General features: G+C 57.4%; 10 protein-coding genes. 8 read left to right on the top strand and 2 right to left on the bottom strand.

Annotation, left to right across the window (positions count from 1 at the left end; all coding sequences use genetic code 11):
* Positions 1–134 precede the first annotated feature (134 nt).
* The 8 genes from ccmI (at position 135) to AC0JZ1_RS11620 (ending at position 11,195) form a co-directional block, all read left to right on the top strand.
* Positions 135–1,274 carry a c-type cytochrome biogenesis protein CcmI gene (gene ccmI / locus AC0JZ1_RS11655; RefSeq protein WP_471882522.1) on the top strand — a complete coding sequence of 380 codons (1,140 nt, stop codon included), beginning with the start codon at positions 135–137 and terminating at the stop codon, positions 1,272–1,274.
* On the top strand, positions 1,271–1,738 hold the full coding sequence (gene ccmE, locus AC0JZ1_RS11650) for a cytochrome c maturation protein CcmE (RefSeq protein ID WP_471882521.1): 468 nt from the start codon (positions 1,271–1,273) through the stop codon (positions 1,736–1,738). Before ccmI ends, ccmE begins: the two co-directional genes overlap by 4 nt.
* Entirely contained in the window at positions 1,735–3,723 is a 1,989-nt protein-coding gene (locus AC0JZ1_RS11645) for a heme lyase CcmF/NrfE family subunit (protein ID WP_471882520.1), read from the top strand. The genes ccmE and AC0JZ1_RS11645 overlap by 4 nt, the downstream gene beginning before the upstream one ends.
* Entirely contained in the window at positions 3,720–4,196 is a 477-nt protein-coding gene (locus AC0JZ1_RS11640; RefSeq protein ID WP_471882519.1) for a cytochrome c-type biogenesis protein, read from the top strand. Before AC0JZ1_RS11645 ends, AC0JZ1_RS11640 begins: the two co-directional genes overlap by 4 nt.
* Before the next feature lie 140 nt (positions 4,197–4,336).
* Entirely contained in the window at positions 4,337–5,896 is a 1,560-nt protein-coding gene (locus AC0JZ1_RS11635; protein ID WP_471882518.1) for a Do family serine endopeptidase, read from the top strand.
* Positions 5,897–6,042: 146 nt separating this feature from the next.
* On the top strand, positions 6,043–6,732 hold the full coding sequence (locus AC0JZ1_RS11630; protein WP_471883428.1) for a response regulator transcription factor: 690 nt from the start codon (positions 6,043–6,045) through the stop codon (positions 6,730–6,732).
* A gap of 8 nt (positions 6,733–6,740) precedes the next feature.
* Complete coding sequence (locus AC0JZ1_RS11625) at positions 6,741–8,150, top strand: sensor histidine kinase (protein WP_471882517.1); 1,410 nt, start codon at positions 6,741–6,743, stop codon at positions 8,148–8,150.
* A gap of 69 nt (positions 8,151–8,219) precedes the next feature.
* Entirely contained in the window at positions 8,220–11,195 is a 2,976-nt protein-coding gene (locus AC0JZ1_RS11620; RefSeq protein ID WP_471883427.1) for a bifunctional [glutamine synthetase] adenylyltransferase/[glutamine synthetase]-adenylyl-L-tyrosine phosphorylase, read from the top strand.
* Here the strand turns inward: AC0JZ1_RS11620 and AC0JZ1_RS11615 are convergent.
* Both AC0JZ1_RS11615 and pepN read right to left on the bottom strand, forming a co-directional pair.
* A complete protein-coding gene (locus tag AC0JZ1_RS11615; RefSeq protein WP_471882516.1) occupies positions 11,128–13,479 on the bottom strand; it encodes a PAS domain-containing sensor histidine kinase in 2,352 nt (783 codons plus the stop codon). The two genes, AC0JZ1_RS11620 and AC0JZ1_RS11615, sit on opposite strands and share 68 nt — an antisense overlap.
* 151 nt (positions 13,480–13,630) lie before the next feature.
* Positions 13,631–16,282, bottom strand: coding sequence for an aminopeptidase N (gene pepN, locus AC0JZ1_RS11610; protein WP_471882515.1), 2,652 nt, complete (start codon positions 16,280–16,282; stop codon positions 13,631–13,633).
* Positions 16,283–16,377 lie beyond the last annotated feature (95 nt).

Below are 16,377 nucleotides of genomic sequence, written 5' to 3'. Positions count from 1 at the left end.
TGGCTGGCCTTGACGTAAATCAAGGTTCGGGCCAGCCGGACAGGCCATAGAGGCTTTGCGGCGAAATGCCTCAAATTCATGTCATCGCTGGCTGCACGATTGGAAAGTGCGCCGGCTTGCAGTAATTGGCCTTTATGTTTTTTTGGATTGTTATCGCAGTTTTGACGGCAGGCGTGGCGGGATTGCTTCTGGCACCGCTTATGAAAGCTATTCCCGACGCCCAAGTTGAGGGCGAGGATGAGGCCGCGATCTATCGCGACCAGCTGCAGGAAGTTGATCGCGATCTTGCGCAAGGCCTGATCGGCGCGGCGGATGCGGATTACGCACGGGCAGAAATCGGCCGCCGTCTGCTGGCGGTTTCTGACAAGCGGCAAGCAACTGTTATCTCCAAGCGTGCGTCTGGCAAGCACCGGCTTGCGACAGTGTTTGTGATCCTCTGTCCTCCCGTTGTGGGGCTGGCAGGCTATTTGCTGCTCGGCAATCCCGGGATTCCAGATCAGCCACTGGCTGCGCGGCTTGAAAATCCGGGCAACAATATTTCATTGCTGATTGCCAAGGCTGAACGGCACCTGGCGCAGAACCCGCAGGATGGTGCGGGCTGGGATCTTCTCGCTCCGATCTATTTCCGATCCAGCCGCTATGACGATGCCGATGCCGCCTACCGAAACGCCATTCGCATTCTGGGTGAAACGCCGCAGCGCCTGGCAGGGCTGGGCGAGACGCTGGTGGCTTCCAATCAGGGCATTGTGACCGAGGAGGCGCGGGGCTTTTTCGAAAAGGCCGTTGCCGCCGACCGTGACAATATGCGGGCGCGCTTCTACGTGGCGCTAGGTTTTGAACAGGCGGGCCGGAAAGCGGACGCGCTTTCCGCCTTTCAAGCCATTGCCAAGGATTCACCGCCCGGTGCAGCCTGGGAGCAGCTTGTGGCGCAGCATATTGCCGCCAACCAGCCGGTTGATGCGCCGCAAGCGACCCCGAAACCGGGCAACCCCACGGGCGCAGACATTGCCGCCGCAGAAGGCATGTCTTCCACCGACCGACAAGCAATGATTGCGGGCATGGTTGCAAGCCTTGAGGCCAAGTTGAAGGACGATCCGAAAAACATTGACGGCTGGCTTCGGCTCGTGCGCTCCTACAAGGTGATGGGGCAGGATGCCAAAGCGCAAGAAGCGTTGCAAACGGGGCTGACAACCTATCCGGCAAGCACGAATGAGGGGCAGCGGCTGGTGGCGCTTGCCCGTGAAATGGGGCTGAGCGAGGGAAGCCTGCAATGACACGCAAGCAGAAAAGACTGGCCATTATCGCAGGCGGCATGAGCTTCATCCTGATTGCCGTTCTTTTGGTGATGTTCGCGTTCAGCCAGTCGGTCGCCTACTTTTTCATGCCGGGTGACCTGGCGAAAAATCAGGTTTCGCCCGGAACGCGCATTCGTCTTGGTGGGCTGGTGGAAACCGGTTCTGTCGTGCGCGGCGCGGGCTCGACTGTTCAGTTCAAGGTGACAGATGGTTCTGCCAGCGTGCCGGTGAGCTATACGGGCATTCTGCCCGATCTGTTTCGCGAGGGCCAGGGCGTGGTGACGGAAGGCGTGTTCAACACGGCCCATGCTTTTGTCGCCGACGCAGTGCTTGCCAAGCATGATGAGAACTACATGCCGAAGGAAGTGGCCGACCGCCTGAAGGCCGATGGAGTGTGGAAGGAAGGCGAGGGCAGTGGCACCTCCGGGAGCGTGACCAAATGATCATTGAAGTGGGTCATTACTCTTTGGTTCTTGCGCTTGCCGTGGGGCTGATCCTCTCCGTCGTTCCGGTGATTGGTGCGCGACGGCAGGATGCCGCTATGATGGCGATTGCAGCGCCTGCCTCTCTTCTTCTTTTCGTGCTGGTGTCCAACTCGTTTCTGGCACTCACCTGGGCTTATGCGGTCTCTGATTTCTCGGTGAAAAACGTTTGGGAAAATTCCCATTCGCTGATGCCCATGGTTTACAAGCTGAGTGGCGTTTGGGGGAACCATGAAGGTTCCATGATGCTGTGGCTGCTGATTCTTGCCTTGTTTACAGCCATGGTGGCACTGTTTGGCAAGAACCTGCCGGACACGCTGAAAGCCAATGTGCTGGCAGTCCAGGGCTGGGTGGGGCTTGCTTTCACCCTGTTTATTCTGCTCACCTCCAACCCCTTCGTGCGGCTTGCGCCAGCACCTGCCGAGGGACAGGACCTGAACCCTGTTCTGCAAGACCCTGGCCTCGCGGTGCATCCGCCGCTGCTTTATCTCGGCTATGTGGGCTTTTCGGTCTGTTTCTCCTTCGCAGTGGCGGCGCTGATGGAAGGGCGGATCGATGCTGCCTGGGCGCGGTGGGTAAGGCCATGGACGCTGGCCGCCTGGACCTTCCTGACCGCCGGGATCGCCATGGGCTCCTACTGGGCCTACTACGAACTCGGCTGGGGTGGTTGGTGGTTCTGGGACCCGGTGGAGAACGCATCCTTCATGCCTTGGCTGGCCGGAACCGCGCTTTTGCATTCCGCTCTCGTGATGGAAAAGCGCGAAGCTTTGAAAATCTGGACCGTTCTTCTGGCGATCATCACCTTCTCCCTTTCGCTGCTTGGCACCTTCCTGGTGCGCTCCGGTGTTTTGACCTCCGTGCATGCCTTTGCGACCGACCCGACACGCGGAACTTTCATTCTCACTATTTTGTCGATCTTCGTGGGCGGTGCGTTCTCTCTGTTTGCCTGGCGGGCTCCGAGCCTGAAAAGCGGGGGCCTCTTCGCGCCGATTTCTCGCGAAGGTTCGCTGGTTCTGAACAACCTCATCCTGACCGTCTCCATGGCAACGGTGCTCACGGGAACGCTCTATCCGCTGGTGCTGGAAACGCTGACTGGAGAGAAGATTTCCGTTGGTGCGCCCTTCTTCAACCTGACCTTCGGTCTGTTGATGGTGCCGCTTTTGCTGATCGTGCCCTTCGGCCCGCTTCTCGCCTGGAAGCGCGGCGATATTCTGGGCGCTTTGCAACGGCTCTATGGCGCTGCGGGCTTGTCGCTGGTGGCAGGGCTTGGACTTTACTACGCACAGAACGGCGGGCCTGTGATGGCGGCGCTGGGGCTGGCGCTTGGCTTCTTCCTGATGTTCGGCGCTCTGGCTGATCTTTGGTATCGCGCCAATTTCCGCAAGCTGGCCTTCAATGTCGCTTTCTCTCGCTTGAGGGGTTTGCCGCGTTCTGCTTTCGGTACGGCGCTGGCGCATTTCGGGCTTGGCGTGACGGTGCTGGGCATTGTCGCAGTCACCACCTTCGAGACAGAGACCGTGCTTGAGATGAAGCAGGGGCAGGTGGCTGAAGCCGGCGGTTACTCGATCATCTTCGACGGTATGAAGGAAGCGGTCGGCCCCAACTATACGGAAGAACGGGCGCATTTCACCGTTAGCAAAGGTGGCGTAGCCGTCCGCGACGTGTGGTCATCCAAGCGCATCTATACCGCTCGGCGGATGCCGACGACGGAAGCGGGCATTTTGAGCTTCGGCATGAGCCAACTCTATGTTTCCCTGGGTGACCCGATGGCCGACGGGGGCATTGTGGTGCGCATCTGGTGGAAGCCCTACATTCTGTGCATCTGGGGCGGTGCGCTGGTGATGATGGTGGGCGGCTTCGTTTCACTCTCTGACCGCCGTTTGCGGGTGGGTGCGCCAAGCCGCAAAGCAAAAGCCGTGAAAGTGGCGATGGGGCCTGCGGAATGAGACGGCTGATCAGTCTTTTCGCGTTAATGTTCCTGGCTTTTGCGCCGATTCCTGCCTGGGCGGTCAACCCGGACGAGGTGTTGAAAGATCCGGTTCTGGAAGAGCGAGCGCGAAACCTTTCGGCCCAGCTTCGCTGCATGGTGTGCCAGAACCAATCCATTGACGATTCCAATGCCGAGCTAGCAAAGGATTTGCGGCTTCTGGTGCGCGAGCGCATTACGCAAGGTGACAGCGACCAGCAGGTGATTGATTACCTCGTTTCCCGCTACGGCGAATTCGTGCTTCTAAAGCCGAGGCTGAGCGAGAAGACGATTGCGCTTTGGGCCATGCCCGCTGCTCTTTTTGCTATCGGCATTATCGCGGTGTTTTTCCTTCTCCGTCGCTCACGCCCGGCCAAGCGGGAAGAGAAACTGCTTTCGCCTGAGGAGCAGGCGAGAGTGGAAAGCCTTCTCCAGCAAAGACATTCGGACTGATTTTCTCGCGTGAAATCAACATTACAAACATTTCACGCCCCGGACAGGTGCAGTTAAGGTCTCAGCTCCTATATCTTCATTCATCAACTTCACCGCCGGATTACCGGTTTCCAGTCTGAATGAATGAAAAGGTATTGACCATGAGCAAGATCGGACGCCCTTCCTTCAAAACCGTTCTCAAGGGCACCACCGTCGCGGGCCTCGCGGCTGTCATGCTCTCAACCGGCATTCCGGCCCATGTCTATGAAACTTTCGCTGAGCCAGTGACGGTCAATGCACCGCAGGTTCCAAGTTTCGCTGACATTGTTTCCGCTGTTTCCCCCGCTGTTGTTTCCGTTCGCGTCAAATCCGATGCAACGCCTGCTTCCGACGATGCTGGCAACGGCTTCTCCTTCAACTTTGGCGGCCGCGGCTTTGACGATCTCCCTGACGATCACCCGCTGAAGCGCTTTTTCAAGGAGTTCGGCGGCCAGATGCCGAATGGCCGCAATCAGGATCACGCTGACCGCGGTAACCGCAATGGCAACCGCCAGCACTTCATGCGGCCGGTTGCACAAGGCTCCGGCTTCTTCATCTCCGAAGACGGTTACCTCGTGACCAACAACCACGTCGTGGCTGACGGTTCTGCCTATACGGTTGTGATGAACGATGGCACGGAACTGGATGCCAAGCTGGTGGGCAAGGATAGCCGCACCGATCTGGCCGTTCTGAAGGTCGATGCCAAGCGCAAGTTCCAATACGTGAAATTTGCCGATGACAGCAAAATCCGCGTTGGTGACTGGGTCGTTGCCGTTGGTAACCCCTTCGGTCTCGGCGGAACTGTGACGGCTGGTATTGTTTCTGCGCGTGGCCGCGACATTGGCAGCGGCCCTTATGACGATTTCATCCAGATCGACGCGCCGGTGAACCGTGGTAACTCCGGTGGCCCGACCTTCAACCAGAGCGGCGAAGTGGTGGGCATCAACACGGCGATCTTCTCGCCATCCGGTGGCAGCGTTGGTATCGCCTTTGCCATTCCGGCTTCGACCGCAAAGGATGTGGTGGCCGAGCTGATGAAGGATGGCAAGGTGGAGCGCGGCTGGCTGGGCGTGCAGATTCAGCCCGTGACACAGGACATTGCTGAATCGCTGGGCCTTTCCGAGCCCAAGGGCGCACTGGTTGTCTCGCCGCAGGATAATTCCCCGGGTGCCAAGGCTGGCATCAAGCAGGGCGATGTGATCACGGCTGTCAATGGCGATCCGATCAAGGATGCACGCGACCTTGCCAAGAAGGTCGCCGCGATTGGCCCAAACAAGAAGATCGACGTTTCGATCTGGCGCAATGGCAAGGCTCAGTCCGTTGAAGTGTTGCTTGGAAATCTCGCAAGCGACGAAGCGAACAAGTCTGAGACCAAGCAGAGTGAAGAGCAGACGCAGCCATCCAGCGAGAAGGCACTTGCAAGCCTCGGCATTACGGTTGCTCCTTCCGAAGACGGCAAGGGTGTCTCCGTCACGGATGTCGATCCAGACTCCGAAGCTGCCGCCAAGGGTTTGAAGGAGGGTGAAAAGATCACCTCCGTCAACAATCAGCAGATCACCTCTGCCGCTGACATCAGCAAGGCGATCGAGACCGCCAAGAAGGATGGCCGCACCCGCGCGCTGTTCCAGGTGGAATCGCAGAGCGGTAGCCGCTTCCTGGCACTGCCGATCAACGAAGGCTGATCGCTCCAGCCGACCGCGGTATCGGGCGTCGGGGCTAATATGCTCCGGCGCCTTCTTTTTTGGAGAAGGATGCGCCTATGCAAGCAGATATCCACACCCCGAATGCATCAAGCGAAAGCACTTCCACCGAACAGGGTCACGAGGCTATGGTGGCCCACATGAAGATTCTTGTAATTGAAGACGATCTGGAAGCTGCTGCCTATATGACCAAGGCCTTCAAGGAGGCCGGGATCGTGGCTGACCATGCCAGCGATGGCGAAAGTGGCCTCTTCATGGGTAGTGAAAACAGCTATGACGTGATGGTCATCGACCGAATGCTGCCACGCCGCGACGGTTTGGCCGTGATCAGCGAATTGCGCAAGCGCGGTGTCAATACGCCGGTGCTCATCCTTTCCGCTCTTGGCCAGGTGGATGACCGGGTGACCGGCTTGCGTGCCGGTGGCGATGATTACCTGCCGAAGCCATACGCCTTTAGCGAACTTCTGGCGCGCGTTGAGGTGCTGGGCCGCCGCAAGGGAACGCCCGAGCAGGAAATGATCTACCGCGTGGGTGATCTGGAACTCGACCGGCTTTCCCATGAAGTGCGTCGTGGCGGCAAGGAAGTGCTGCTTCAGCCGCGTGAATTTCGCTTGCTCGAATATCTGATGAAGAACGCTGGTCAGGTGGTGACCCGCACCATGCTTTTGGAAAATGTATGGGACTACCACTTCGACCCGCAGACGAATGTGATCGACGTGCATGTATCGCGCCTTCGCTCCAAGATCGAGAAAGATTTCGATAAGCCGCTGCTGAAAACCATTCGCGGTGCGGGTTACATGATCAAGGACGAAGGCTGATTGCGCCCATGAGCCGCTTGCGCCTGTTGTTCCGTTCTACGAGCGTGCGGCTTTCCGCGCTCTATATTCTGTTGTTTTCAATCTGCGCGGCATTTCTCGTTGTCTATGTGACCGCAATGTCCGAGCGGCTTCTGGCGCAGCAGGTGCGTGAAAATCTGATTCAGGAGACCTCCGATGTTCGGGGTGCCTATGAACGCGGTGGAATTAACCTCCTCTTGCGCATCATGGAGAGGCGCGCGCGACAGCCGGGAGCCAATCTCTATGTGATCGCCAGCCCGAGCGGAGAAATGCTCGCTGGCAATGTCGCCTCCGTCGAACCGGGCGTTCTGGACAATGAAGGCTGGACGCGGATGCCCTTCCGCTACGAGCCCTTCACCGAAATGGGGCCGAAGCGCGAGCATGTGGCGACTGCCAATGTGTTCTTTCTCGATAATGGCCTGAGAGTGATGGTTGGGCGCGACCTTGGCGAGCCGGGGCGCTTTCGAGGTATTGTGCGCCGTGCATTGATGGTGGCGCTCGCTATCATGGGGCTTGGTGCGCTTGTCATCTGGTTTGGCATTGGTCGTAACGCGCTTCGACGCATCGACAGAATGTCTGCCGCCAGCACCAAGATCATGGCGGGTGACCTTTCTCAACGTCTACCTGTCGGTCTGGCAGGTGATGAGTTCGACCGTCTCTCAGAATCTCTGAACGCCATGCTGGAGCGAATAGAGAAGCTGAACGAAGGCTTGCGGCAGGTTTCTGACAACATCGCACATGACCTGAAAACGCCTTTAACACGGCTGCGAAACAAAGCGGCGGATGCTTTGGAAGAGGACGATGAGGACACGCGGCGAACGGCTTTGGAAGGCATTATTGGCGAATCCGACCAATTGATCCGCACCTTCAATGCGCTTTTGATGATCTCCCGCGTGGAAGCAGGATCAATCGCAGCCGAGATGTCAGCGGTAGACATTTCGGCGATTTCTGCTGATTGCGCCGAGCTTTATGAGCCGGTTGCGGAAGATGCAGGGCTCTCGCTGAAGACGGAAATCGAACCCAGCCTGACGGTGCAGGGCAATCGCGAATTGATAGGGCAGGCGATCTTTAACCTGTTGGACAATGCCATCAAATATTCCGCCGAAGCCGAAAGCAAGGAGCCGATTTGTGTTCGCTTGAAGAAGCAGGGCGAGGAATTGCGCCTTTCCGTTTGCGATCATGGTCCAGGCGTGCCCACGGACAAACGAAACGAGGTGATTAAACGCTTCGTGCGGCTGGATGAAAGCCGATCAAAGCCAGGAACCGGGCTTGGCCTGTCATTGGTAGAGGCAGTGATGGAACTGCATGGAGGGCGGTTGGAGCTTTCCGCAACGCATGAGGGCGAGCAGGCTATGCAAGGACTGACTGTGACGATGATTTTTCCGCTTCCATCGGCTTGATAGCCTCTGGGGCTGACATAAGAGCAGAAGGACGCTACAGGCTTTAGTGGTGGAGCGGAGGAGGTTCTCATCGTGGCCGAGCAATTCAAGACGTTGGCGGATCTTCGCGCCAATCCATTGCGTCCTTTCAACCAGACCGAAGCGAAGGCCGCACAAGCCGCGCTGAAAGAGATTGGCCAGCAGGAACCGCTGGTGGCAAATGTTTTGAAAGAAGCTTCTCCGCTCAAGGATTTTCTCGTCTCCGCGCTTTCGCTTTCGCCTTTCTTGAAAGACAGCCTGACCATTCGGCCTTCGGTTTTGTCAAAGGTTCTCCGGGAGCCGCTTGAACAACTGCTGGAAGATGCAATTGCAACGGCTCGCCAAAGCTGGCGACCCGGCGAGGTGGTCACCCCAACAGAAGCGGAAGTTATGTCTGCGCTGCGGACAGCCAAGCGCGATGTGAGCGTGCTTCTGGCTCTGGCTGATCTTTCCCGAATGCATGATGCCCGGCAGACGACAGCATGGCTGACGCGCCTTGCCGATGCAGCCGTGGCGGCTTCCATTGATCACCTGCTGCTTGCTGCCGATATGGCGGGTAAATTGAAGCTGGCCGACCGATCTGAGCCGAGCCGGGACAGTGGCCTGATCGTGCTTGGAATGGGTAAGCTGGGGGCAGGGGAACTCAACTATTCCTCCGATATCGACCTCGTGGTGTTTTATGACGTTGAGGCTGGTATTCTCGCCGATCCTTTGGAGGCGAGTGAGACCTATGGGCGCATGATGCGGCGGTTGATCCGCATGATGCAGGAGCGGACAGGCGATGGCTATGTGTTTCGCACCGATCTGCGTCTACGCCCGGACCCCGGTTCGACACCGCTCGCGGTTTCTGTCGAGGCGGCACTGATTTACTACGAAGGGCGCGGCCAGAACTGGGAGCGTGCGGCCTATATCAAGGCACGACCCATCGCGGGTGACTTGAAAGCTGGCGAGGATTTTCTGCGCCAGCTGGTGCCCTTCGTCTTTCGAAAATACCTCGATTACGCAGCGATTGCCGATATTCATTCTATCAAGCGCCAGATCCATGCGCATAAGGGCCACGGTGCCATTGCTGTCAAAGGCCATGACGTGAAACTCGGTCGCGGCGGCATTCGCGAAATAGAGTTTTTCGCACAAACACAGCAGCTGATTGCAGGAGGCCGCATGCCGCCGCTGCGCGCGCGGCGCACCGAGGATGCACTGGCAGCACTTGCCGATGCGCAATGGATTAAAGCGGAGATCGCAACTGAACTGACCGGGGCCTATTGGTTTCTGCGCGACGTGGAGCACCGTATACAGATGGTGCGGGATGAGCAGACGCATCGTTTGCCCGAAACCGAGACCGAGTTGAAGCGCATTGCCTTCATGATGGGGTTTGAGGACACCAAATCCTTCGGTGAGCGGCTGGAAGAGATATTGCGCATTGTTGAGAAACGCTATGCGCGTCTTTTCGAGCAGGAGGCGAAGCTTTCGGCTGCCGATGGCAATTTGGTGTTCACCGGCCAGAACGATGATCCCGAAACGCTCAATACGCTCTCGCGCATGGGGTTTGAGCGCCCGGCCGATATGTCGCGCGTGATCCGCACCTGGCATTACGGACGCTACCGTGCAACGCAATCTGTTGAAGCCCGCGAACGGCTGACGGAGTTGATGCCAGAGCTCTTAAGCGCCTTCGGACGCAGCAAGCGCGCGGACGAGGCGCTCTTGCGGTTCGACGGTTTTCTGAAGGCTCTGCCCGCTGGAATTCAGTTGTTTTCTCTACTGGGAAACAATTCCAACCTTTTGACGCTGCTGGTCAACATCATGTCTTCGGCGCCTCGGTTGGCGGACATTATTGCGCAACGCCCGCATGTTTTTGACGGCATGCTGGACCCAGGCCTGATGGCGGAAATTCCGACACGCGCCTATTTGGAAGAGCGCCTGCGCGTGTTTTTGGGAGGGGCACGTCATTACGAAGACCTGCTTGACCGCCTGCGCATTTTTGCCTCCGAGCAGCGCTTTTTGATCGGCATTCGTCTGTTGACGGGAAGCATAAACGGCATTCGGGCCGGACGTGCCTTCACCCATCTGGCCGATCTCATCATTACCCAGGCGCTGCAAGCTGTCCGGCAAGAAATTCAGCAGGCGCATGGTAATCTGCCCGGGGGCCGTGTTGCGGTGATCGGCATGGGTAAGCTTGGAAGCCACGAACTGACTGCAGGCTCTGATGTCGATATCATTCTGCTTTATGATTACGATCAGGATGCCGGTGAGTCAGACGGTGACAAGCCGCTCGACGCTGTACGTTACTTCACGCGGCTGACGCAACGGCTGATCTCGGCGCTTTCCGCTCCGACAGCCGAAGGCATTGTATTTGAAGTCGATCTACGTCTTCGCCCCTCCGGCAACAAGGGACCGGTTGCGACGCGTATTAGCGCGTTTCGTAAATATCAGGAGGAGGAGGCGTGGACCTGGGAGCACATGGCACTGAGTCGTGCACGACCCGTGTGCGGCGATGAGAGCCTGATACAGGAGGCACAGGCCCTGATCGATGACATTATCGCGCGTCCCCGCGAGCCAGCGAAGATTGCCGCGGATGTGCTGGAGATGCGCCAGCTGATTGAGAAGGAGAAGCCGCCGCGTGATCTGTGGGATCTGAAACTGGTTCCAGGGGGACTGATCGACATCGAGTTTCTTGCCCAGTTTTGTCAGCTCATCACTCTTACGGCCACGGATTTGACAATAGAGCAGGATGCCCGTCTCACGGGGACGGGCAGAGCATTGGCTCTGCGTGGGCGAGAGTTGATATCTCACGCCGATATCGGTTCATGCCTTGAAGCGCTGCGTATCTATACGGAGCTTTCGCAAATCATCCGGCTCTGCGTCGGCAGCGATTTCGAGCCCAAAGACGCGCCCGCCGGGTTGATTGAGAGGTTGTGCGTTGCCGCAGATCAACCCAATCTCAAAATGGTGGAGACTGAAATCAAGCGGCTGTCGAAGTCTGTCCGCTCTGTGTTTCAGGCGACGCTTCGGCGGGTGCCCGCGGGATAAAGAGCGCGACGACGGTGCCGTGGTTCATGCGTGAACGAATGCGCATGGTGCCGCCGTGGAGCACGACGAGCGACCGCGAAATTGCAAGACCGAGACCTGAGCCGCCTTTGCTCTTGGCATATTGGCTCTGCACCTGCTCGAAAGGTTGGCCGATTTTACCGAGCGCGGATTTGGGGATGCCAATACCGGTATCGGCAATGGTGAGACGTAGGCCGGCCTTTGTTTCACGCGCACGAAGTTCGATACGACCGCCCTCATTCGTGAACTTTACTGCATTGGACAGCAGGTTGAGCAGGATCTGCTTCACGGCCCGCCGATCGCCCGTCATCGTTAGATCGGATGCGACCTGTTGGGTGACAGTGATGGATTTTTCCTGAGCAGGGATGGATGTGAGCCGTAGGCTTTCCTCGATCAGGGGCGCAAGATCAATGGTTTCGCAGCGGATCTTCATATGACCTGCTTCAATCTTCGACATATCGAGAATGTCGTTGATGACGTTCAACAGGTGCTTGCCGCTTTCGTGGATGTCACGCGCATATTCGCTATATTTGGGTGAGCCGACAGGCCCAAACATGCCGTTGAGCAAAATTTCCGAGAAGCCAAGAATGGCGTTCAGCGGTGTGCGCAATTCATGGCTCATATTGGCGAGGAACTCAGACTTGGCCTTGTTGGCAGCCTCGGCGCGATCCTTCTCCACGAGATAGTTGGCGTTGGCAACGGAAAGCTCCGCTTTCTGACGCTCAAGTTTTTTCTGTGACGAGGACAGATCGCCAATGGTGGCCATGAGGCGGCGCTCGGATTCACGCAAGCGCTCCTGATGGCGCTTCAATAGGGTGATATCCGTACCAACGGATACGAGGCCGCCATCGCGCGTGCGGCGCTCGTTAATCTGAAGCCAACGCTCATCGGCCAGTTGCACCTCAATCGTGCGGGAAAACCCATTATGATCGGGATCAGCGATGCGACGTTCGACAACCGGACGGGATGCTGCCGTGAGGACGGTGCTGCGCTCCGTTCCCGGCACCAGCACGCTATCCGGCAGGCCGTAAGCCTGCTGGAAATGTGCATTGCACATGACCAGACGGTCGTTCTTGTCCCAGAGAACGAAGGCTTCGGAGGTGCATTCAATGGCATCTGCCAACCGCTGGTCAGCCTCGGCGTAACGCTGTGCAAGGCGATGTTGCTCTGTCACATCCATGGCGATGCCAATGACGTGAGTTCGGCCTGTGGCGGTGCGCACGACTTGTGCACGGGCGCGCATCCACACGTAATGCCCGCTGGCGTGGCGCATCCGAAAGACCTGATCGACCTGCTTGGCATTACCCCGCCCAACGGCGCGCGCCATGGCAAAGAGGTTGCCATCCGCGGGATGCATCATCCTTGCTGCCTCGCTGAAAGACAGGACGTTGTTGCCGGGTGGCAGCCCCAGCATTTCATACATGGAGCGAGACCAGAACAGTTTGCGGTTTGTAAGGTCAAAATCCCAAAGTCCGCAGCGCCCACGCGAGAGGGCAGTTTCCACCCGCATATTGGATTCGAGAAATATCTCGTCTGCTTCACGGGCACGCTTAGCCTGCATGTAATAGGCATAGAGTATGACCAGCATGACCGACGAGATGCCGGTAAACAGCGTCACATTCAGCGAGACTTGCTGGCGCCAATATTGCTCTATTCCTTGCAGCGAGTAGCCGGCCACCAGCAAACCGCCGCCTATACTGCGGATCGCTGCGTAATGCGGCGTGCCTTCAAACGTGGTTTCGATAATGCCGTTGCCATCGCTGAAACGCCGCATAGCAACCATTTCCGGCAGGAAGGCATCGAAACGTGCACCGATTAGAGCCGTTGCTGCCGGGCTTGCACCGAATATGCGTCCCTCAGCATCAACCAGAAGCGTAAAGGCGTTCGGAGACATGTTGGGAATGGACTGCGAAAGCCTTGCTTCACCCGCAGATCGATCCGCCTTGAGGAAGATTTCATCACGGCCATCGAAGGCCGTCGTTCCAAGCGACGCCAGAAGCGCCGTTGTCTGACGCGCATCTTCCTCCATCCGTGCGCGCTCCGTAAGGAGACCCATGAGGCGCGACGTGGCGATGACTGCAAGGAAAGCAATGATGAGGATCGGAATGGCGCGCTTTAGCCACAGCTCACCGCTTGGCAAATGGTGGACATGCCGTCTCGTCGCCAGAACGCGATCTGCCATGGTGAGACACCATAGCAGGATACGATCTCTAAGTCTGACAAACAGCCGTCCTTCGGCCGCGGTTCCCCGCTGCACGTCCGCCATGTTCCGGTTGATCCCTCGTGAACGATTCGCAAATCACCTTGCGATCCGAGAGCAGTGAATCATTGCGGATTCGCCTTGTCCAGAGGACAGTTTAATAAAACTTTAACCAATTGATCCGGCAGGCTTTTGGTAAGCCTGCCGGCCCATGCTGTTACTGGTCTTTCAGCATGCGTTCCAGAAGATCGCGAACATCCGTGGAAAGCGAAGGTGTCCGTTCGATTTCTACCAGAGCAGCCCGCGCATGATCGGCACGCGCCGATTCCATTGATCGCCATGATCGCATGGATGTGAGGATGCGGGCGGCAAGCTGCGGGTTGCGGGGATCGATCGCGGTGATCTGCTTTGCCAGGAAGCGGTAACCTTCTCCATCGGCCCTATGGAAGCCAGTGGGATTGGCAAAGGCAAATGAACCGACAAGCGAACGAACGCGGTTCGGGTTGTTTGGCGTGTAATGCGCATCTTCGAGAAGCGCCTTGACCCGCGGCAGTGTAGATGCACCGGGGATGGTTGCCTGGATGGCAAACCACTTGTCGAGAACCAGCGGATTTGCCTCGAAGCGCTTCAAGAATGTACCAAGAGCATTTGCCGTTTCTGCGTCGCCGGGGAAACGATGGGCAAGTACGGTGAGGGCATGCACCATGTCTGTCATGTTATCAGCGCTGGCAAAAGCGCTTGCGGCTTTATGTACGCCGCCATCGAGAAGGGCAAGATAGCCAAGTGCAGTGTTGCGCAATGCGCGCTTGCCAGCACTTGCTGCATCGGGCGTGAAATCGCCTGCAGTCTTCATGCTTTCAAACAGATGGGCAAAGGTTTCTGCGCCTGCTTCTGCAATCTGCTTCAGAATAGACTGGCGGCCTGCGTGAATGGCGTCAGGATCGTTGTTGCCACCCAGTTCTCGCGCGATATCGCTCTCGCTTGGCAGGCTCAAAGCTTGTGCGCGGAACGCAGGCTCAAGTGCTTCATCGGACGCTGCTTCTAGAAGAGCGTCGATAAATGCCTTCTCGCAGACAGTTTGCTTGCCTTCCCGTGCATCGCGCGCGGATTGCAGGAGGTTTGGCAGAGCGAGATCCGTCAAGGCCTGCCAACGGGCAAACAGATCGCTATCGTGCCGGGCAATCTGCACCAGATCTTCAGCGGTCTGCTTGAGGTCCAGATTGATGGGAGCTGAGAAGCTGCGGTTGAGCGAGAGTACCGGCCGCGAGCCGATGTCCGAGAAGGTAAAGACCTGCTGCTTTTCAGTCAGATGAAGCACGTCACCTGTGACTTCGCCGCCGGAGACCGAGCTTGCGCTCATCAGCGTACCATTATCTGCGATCAATGCAAAAGACAGCGGAATATGCATCGGCTGCTTGTTCGGCTGGCCAGGTGTGGCGGGTATGGTCTGTTCCAGCGAAAGCTGGAAGGTCTTGGCCGAAGCGTCGTAGGTGGTCGAGGCAGTGACAAGCGGCGTTCCTGCCTGATGATACCAGAGCGAGAACTGGCTGAGGTCGCGGCCATTGGCATCCTCGAAGGATTTGACAAAGTCCTCCACTGTCGCCGCTTCGCCGTCGTGACGCTCGAAATAAAGATCCATGCCTTTCTTGAAGGCTTCACGACCCAGAATGGTCGCGATCATACGCGTGACTTCCGAGCCCTTCTCGTAAACTGTGGTCGTGTAGAAGTTGTTGATTTCACGGTAGGCGGTGGGGCGGACGGGGTGAGCAAGCGGCCCGCCATCTTCTGGGAACTGTTCCGCCTTCAGATGACGCACTTCAGCAATGCGCTTGACCGGGCGTGAGCGCTGATCGGCTGAAAATTCGTGATCGCGGAAGACCGTCAGGCCTTCCTTGAGGCAAAGCTGGAACCAGTCGCGGCAGGTGATGCGATTGCCAGTCCAGTTATGGAAATATTCGTGGGCGATAATCGCCTCGATATTGGCATAGTCCTGGTCGGTCGCAGTCTCTGGATCTGCGAGCACATACTTGTCATTAAAGACGTTAAGGCCCTTGTTCTCCATGGCGCCCATGTTGAAATCCGACACGGCCACGATCATGAAGATATCCAGATCGTACTCACGACCGAAGACCTCCTCATCCCACTTCATGGATCGCTTCAAAGCATCCATGGCATAGGCGGCACGCGCTTCCTTACCGTGCTCGACATAGATCTTCAGCTTGACCTCACGGTCTGACATTGTCGTGAAGGTATCTTCCACGACGCCCAGATCACCGGCGACCAGTGCGAAGAGATAGCTAGGTTTAGGGAATGGATCGAACCAGGCGGCGAAGTGGCGGCCTTCATCATAATTACCGCCGCCGAGGAAATTGCCATTCGACAGCAGGACGGGGTTTGCGGCCTTGTCGGCGATGATCGTGACCGTAAACGGGGCCAATACATCCGGGCGGTCGGGGAAATAGGTGATGCGGCGGAAACCTTCCGCCTCGCACTGCGTGCAATAGACGCCGTTCGTGCGATAGAGGCCCATCAACTGGGTGTTCTCTTCCGGATTGATCGTGGTGATGACTGTCACTTCGAAAGGCGCGCTTTCCGGCAGGTCTCGGATCACCAATTCACTTGGTGACAGATCATATTGACCGGAGGGCAATTCGTTCTGATCGAGACGAAGCTCCGTCAGCGTCAACTCGTCACCGTCGAGGATCAAAGGAGCTTTTGTATCGGCACCTTCACGGCGATGGAAAATGAGGCGTGATTCCAGACGGGTCGCTCGAGGGTCCAGTTCAAACGTGAGATCTACGCGTTCCAATACGAAGTCAGTGGGGCGGTAATCTGCCAGATGGACAATCTGACCCGTGTCTGTACGCATGATTTTTCCTGATGTGGAATTGTCGAACGATGATGAACTCTACTTACGCAGTTGGCCGCACTATTGCACCCAAACCTGAACGATTGCTAAAGCGG

Source organism: Affinirhizobium capsici (assembly GCF_977018625.1).
The sequence above is the reverse complement of the archived record's forward strand: the minus strand, read 5'-3'. Positions and strand labels throughout refer to the sequence as shown.

Bases quoted from the DNA above. Each gene is read 5' to 3' on its own strand.
- ccmI (WP_471882522.1), top strand. From the start codon at position 135: ATGTTTTTTTGGATTGTTATCGCAGTTTTGACGGCAGGCGTGGCGGGA.
- AC0JZ1_RS11625 (WP_471882517.1), top strand. From the start codon at position 6,741: ATGAGCCGCTTGCGCCTGTTGTTCCGTTCTACGAGCGTGCGGCTTTCC.
- pepN (WP_471882515.1), bottom strand. From the start codon at position 16,282: ATGCGTACAGACACGGGTCAGATTGTCCATCTGGCAGATTACCGCCCC.
- AC0JZ1_RS11615 (WP_471882516.1), bottom strand. From the start codon at position 13,479: ATGGCGGACGTGCAGCGGGGAACCGCGGCCGAAGGACGGCTGTTTGTC.
- AC0JZ1_RS11640 (WP_471882519.1), top strand. From the start codon at position 3,720: ATGAGACGGCTGATCAGTCTTTTCGCGTTAATGTTCCTGGCTTTTGCG.
- AC0JZ1_RS11630 (WP_471883428.1), top strand. From the start codon at position 6,043: ATGGTGGCCCACATGAAGATTCTTGTAATTGAAGACGATCTGGAAGCT.
- AC0JZ1_RS11635 (WP_471882518.1), top strand. From the start codon at position 4,337: ATGAGCAAGATCGGACGCCCTTCCTTCAAAACCGTTCTCAAGGGCACC.
- AC0JZ1_RS11645 (WP_471882520.1), top strand. From the start codon at position 1,735: ATGATCATTGAAGTGGGTCATTACTCTTTGGTTCTTGCGCTTGCCGTG.
- ccmE (WP_471882521.1), top strand. From the start codon at position 1,271: ATGACACGCAAGCAGAAAAGACTGGCCATTATCGCAGGCGGCATGAGC.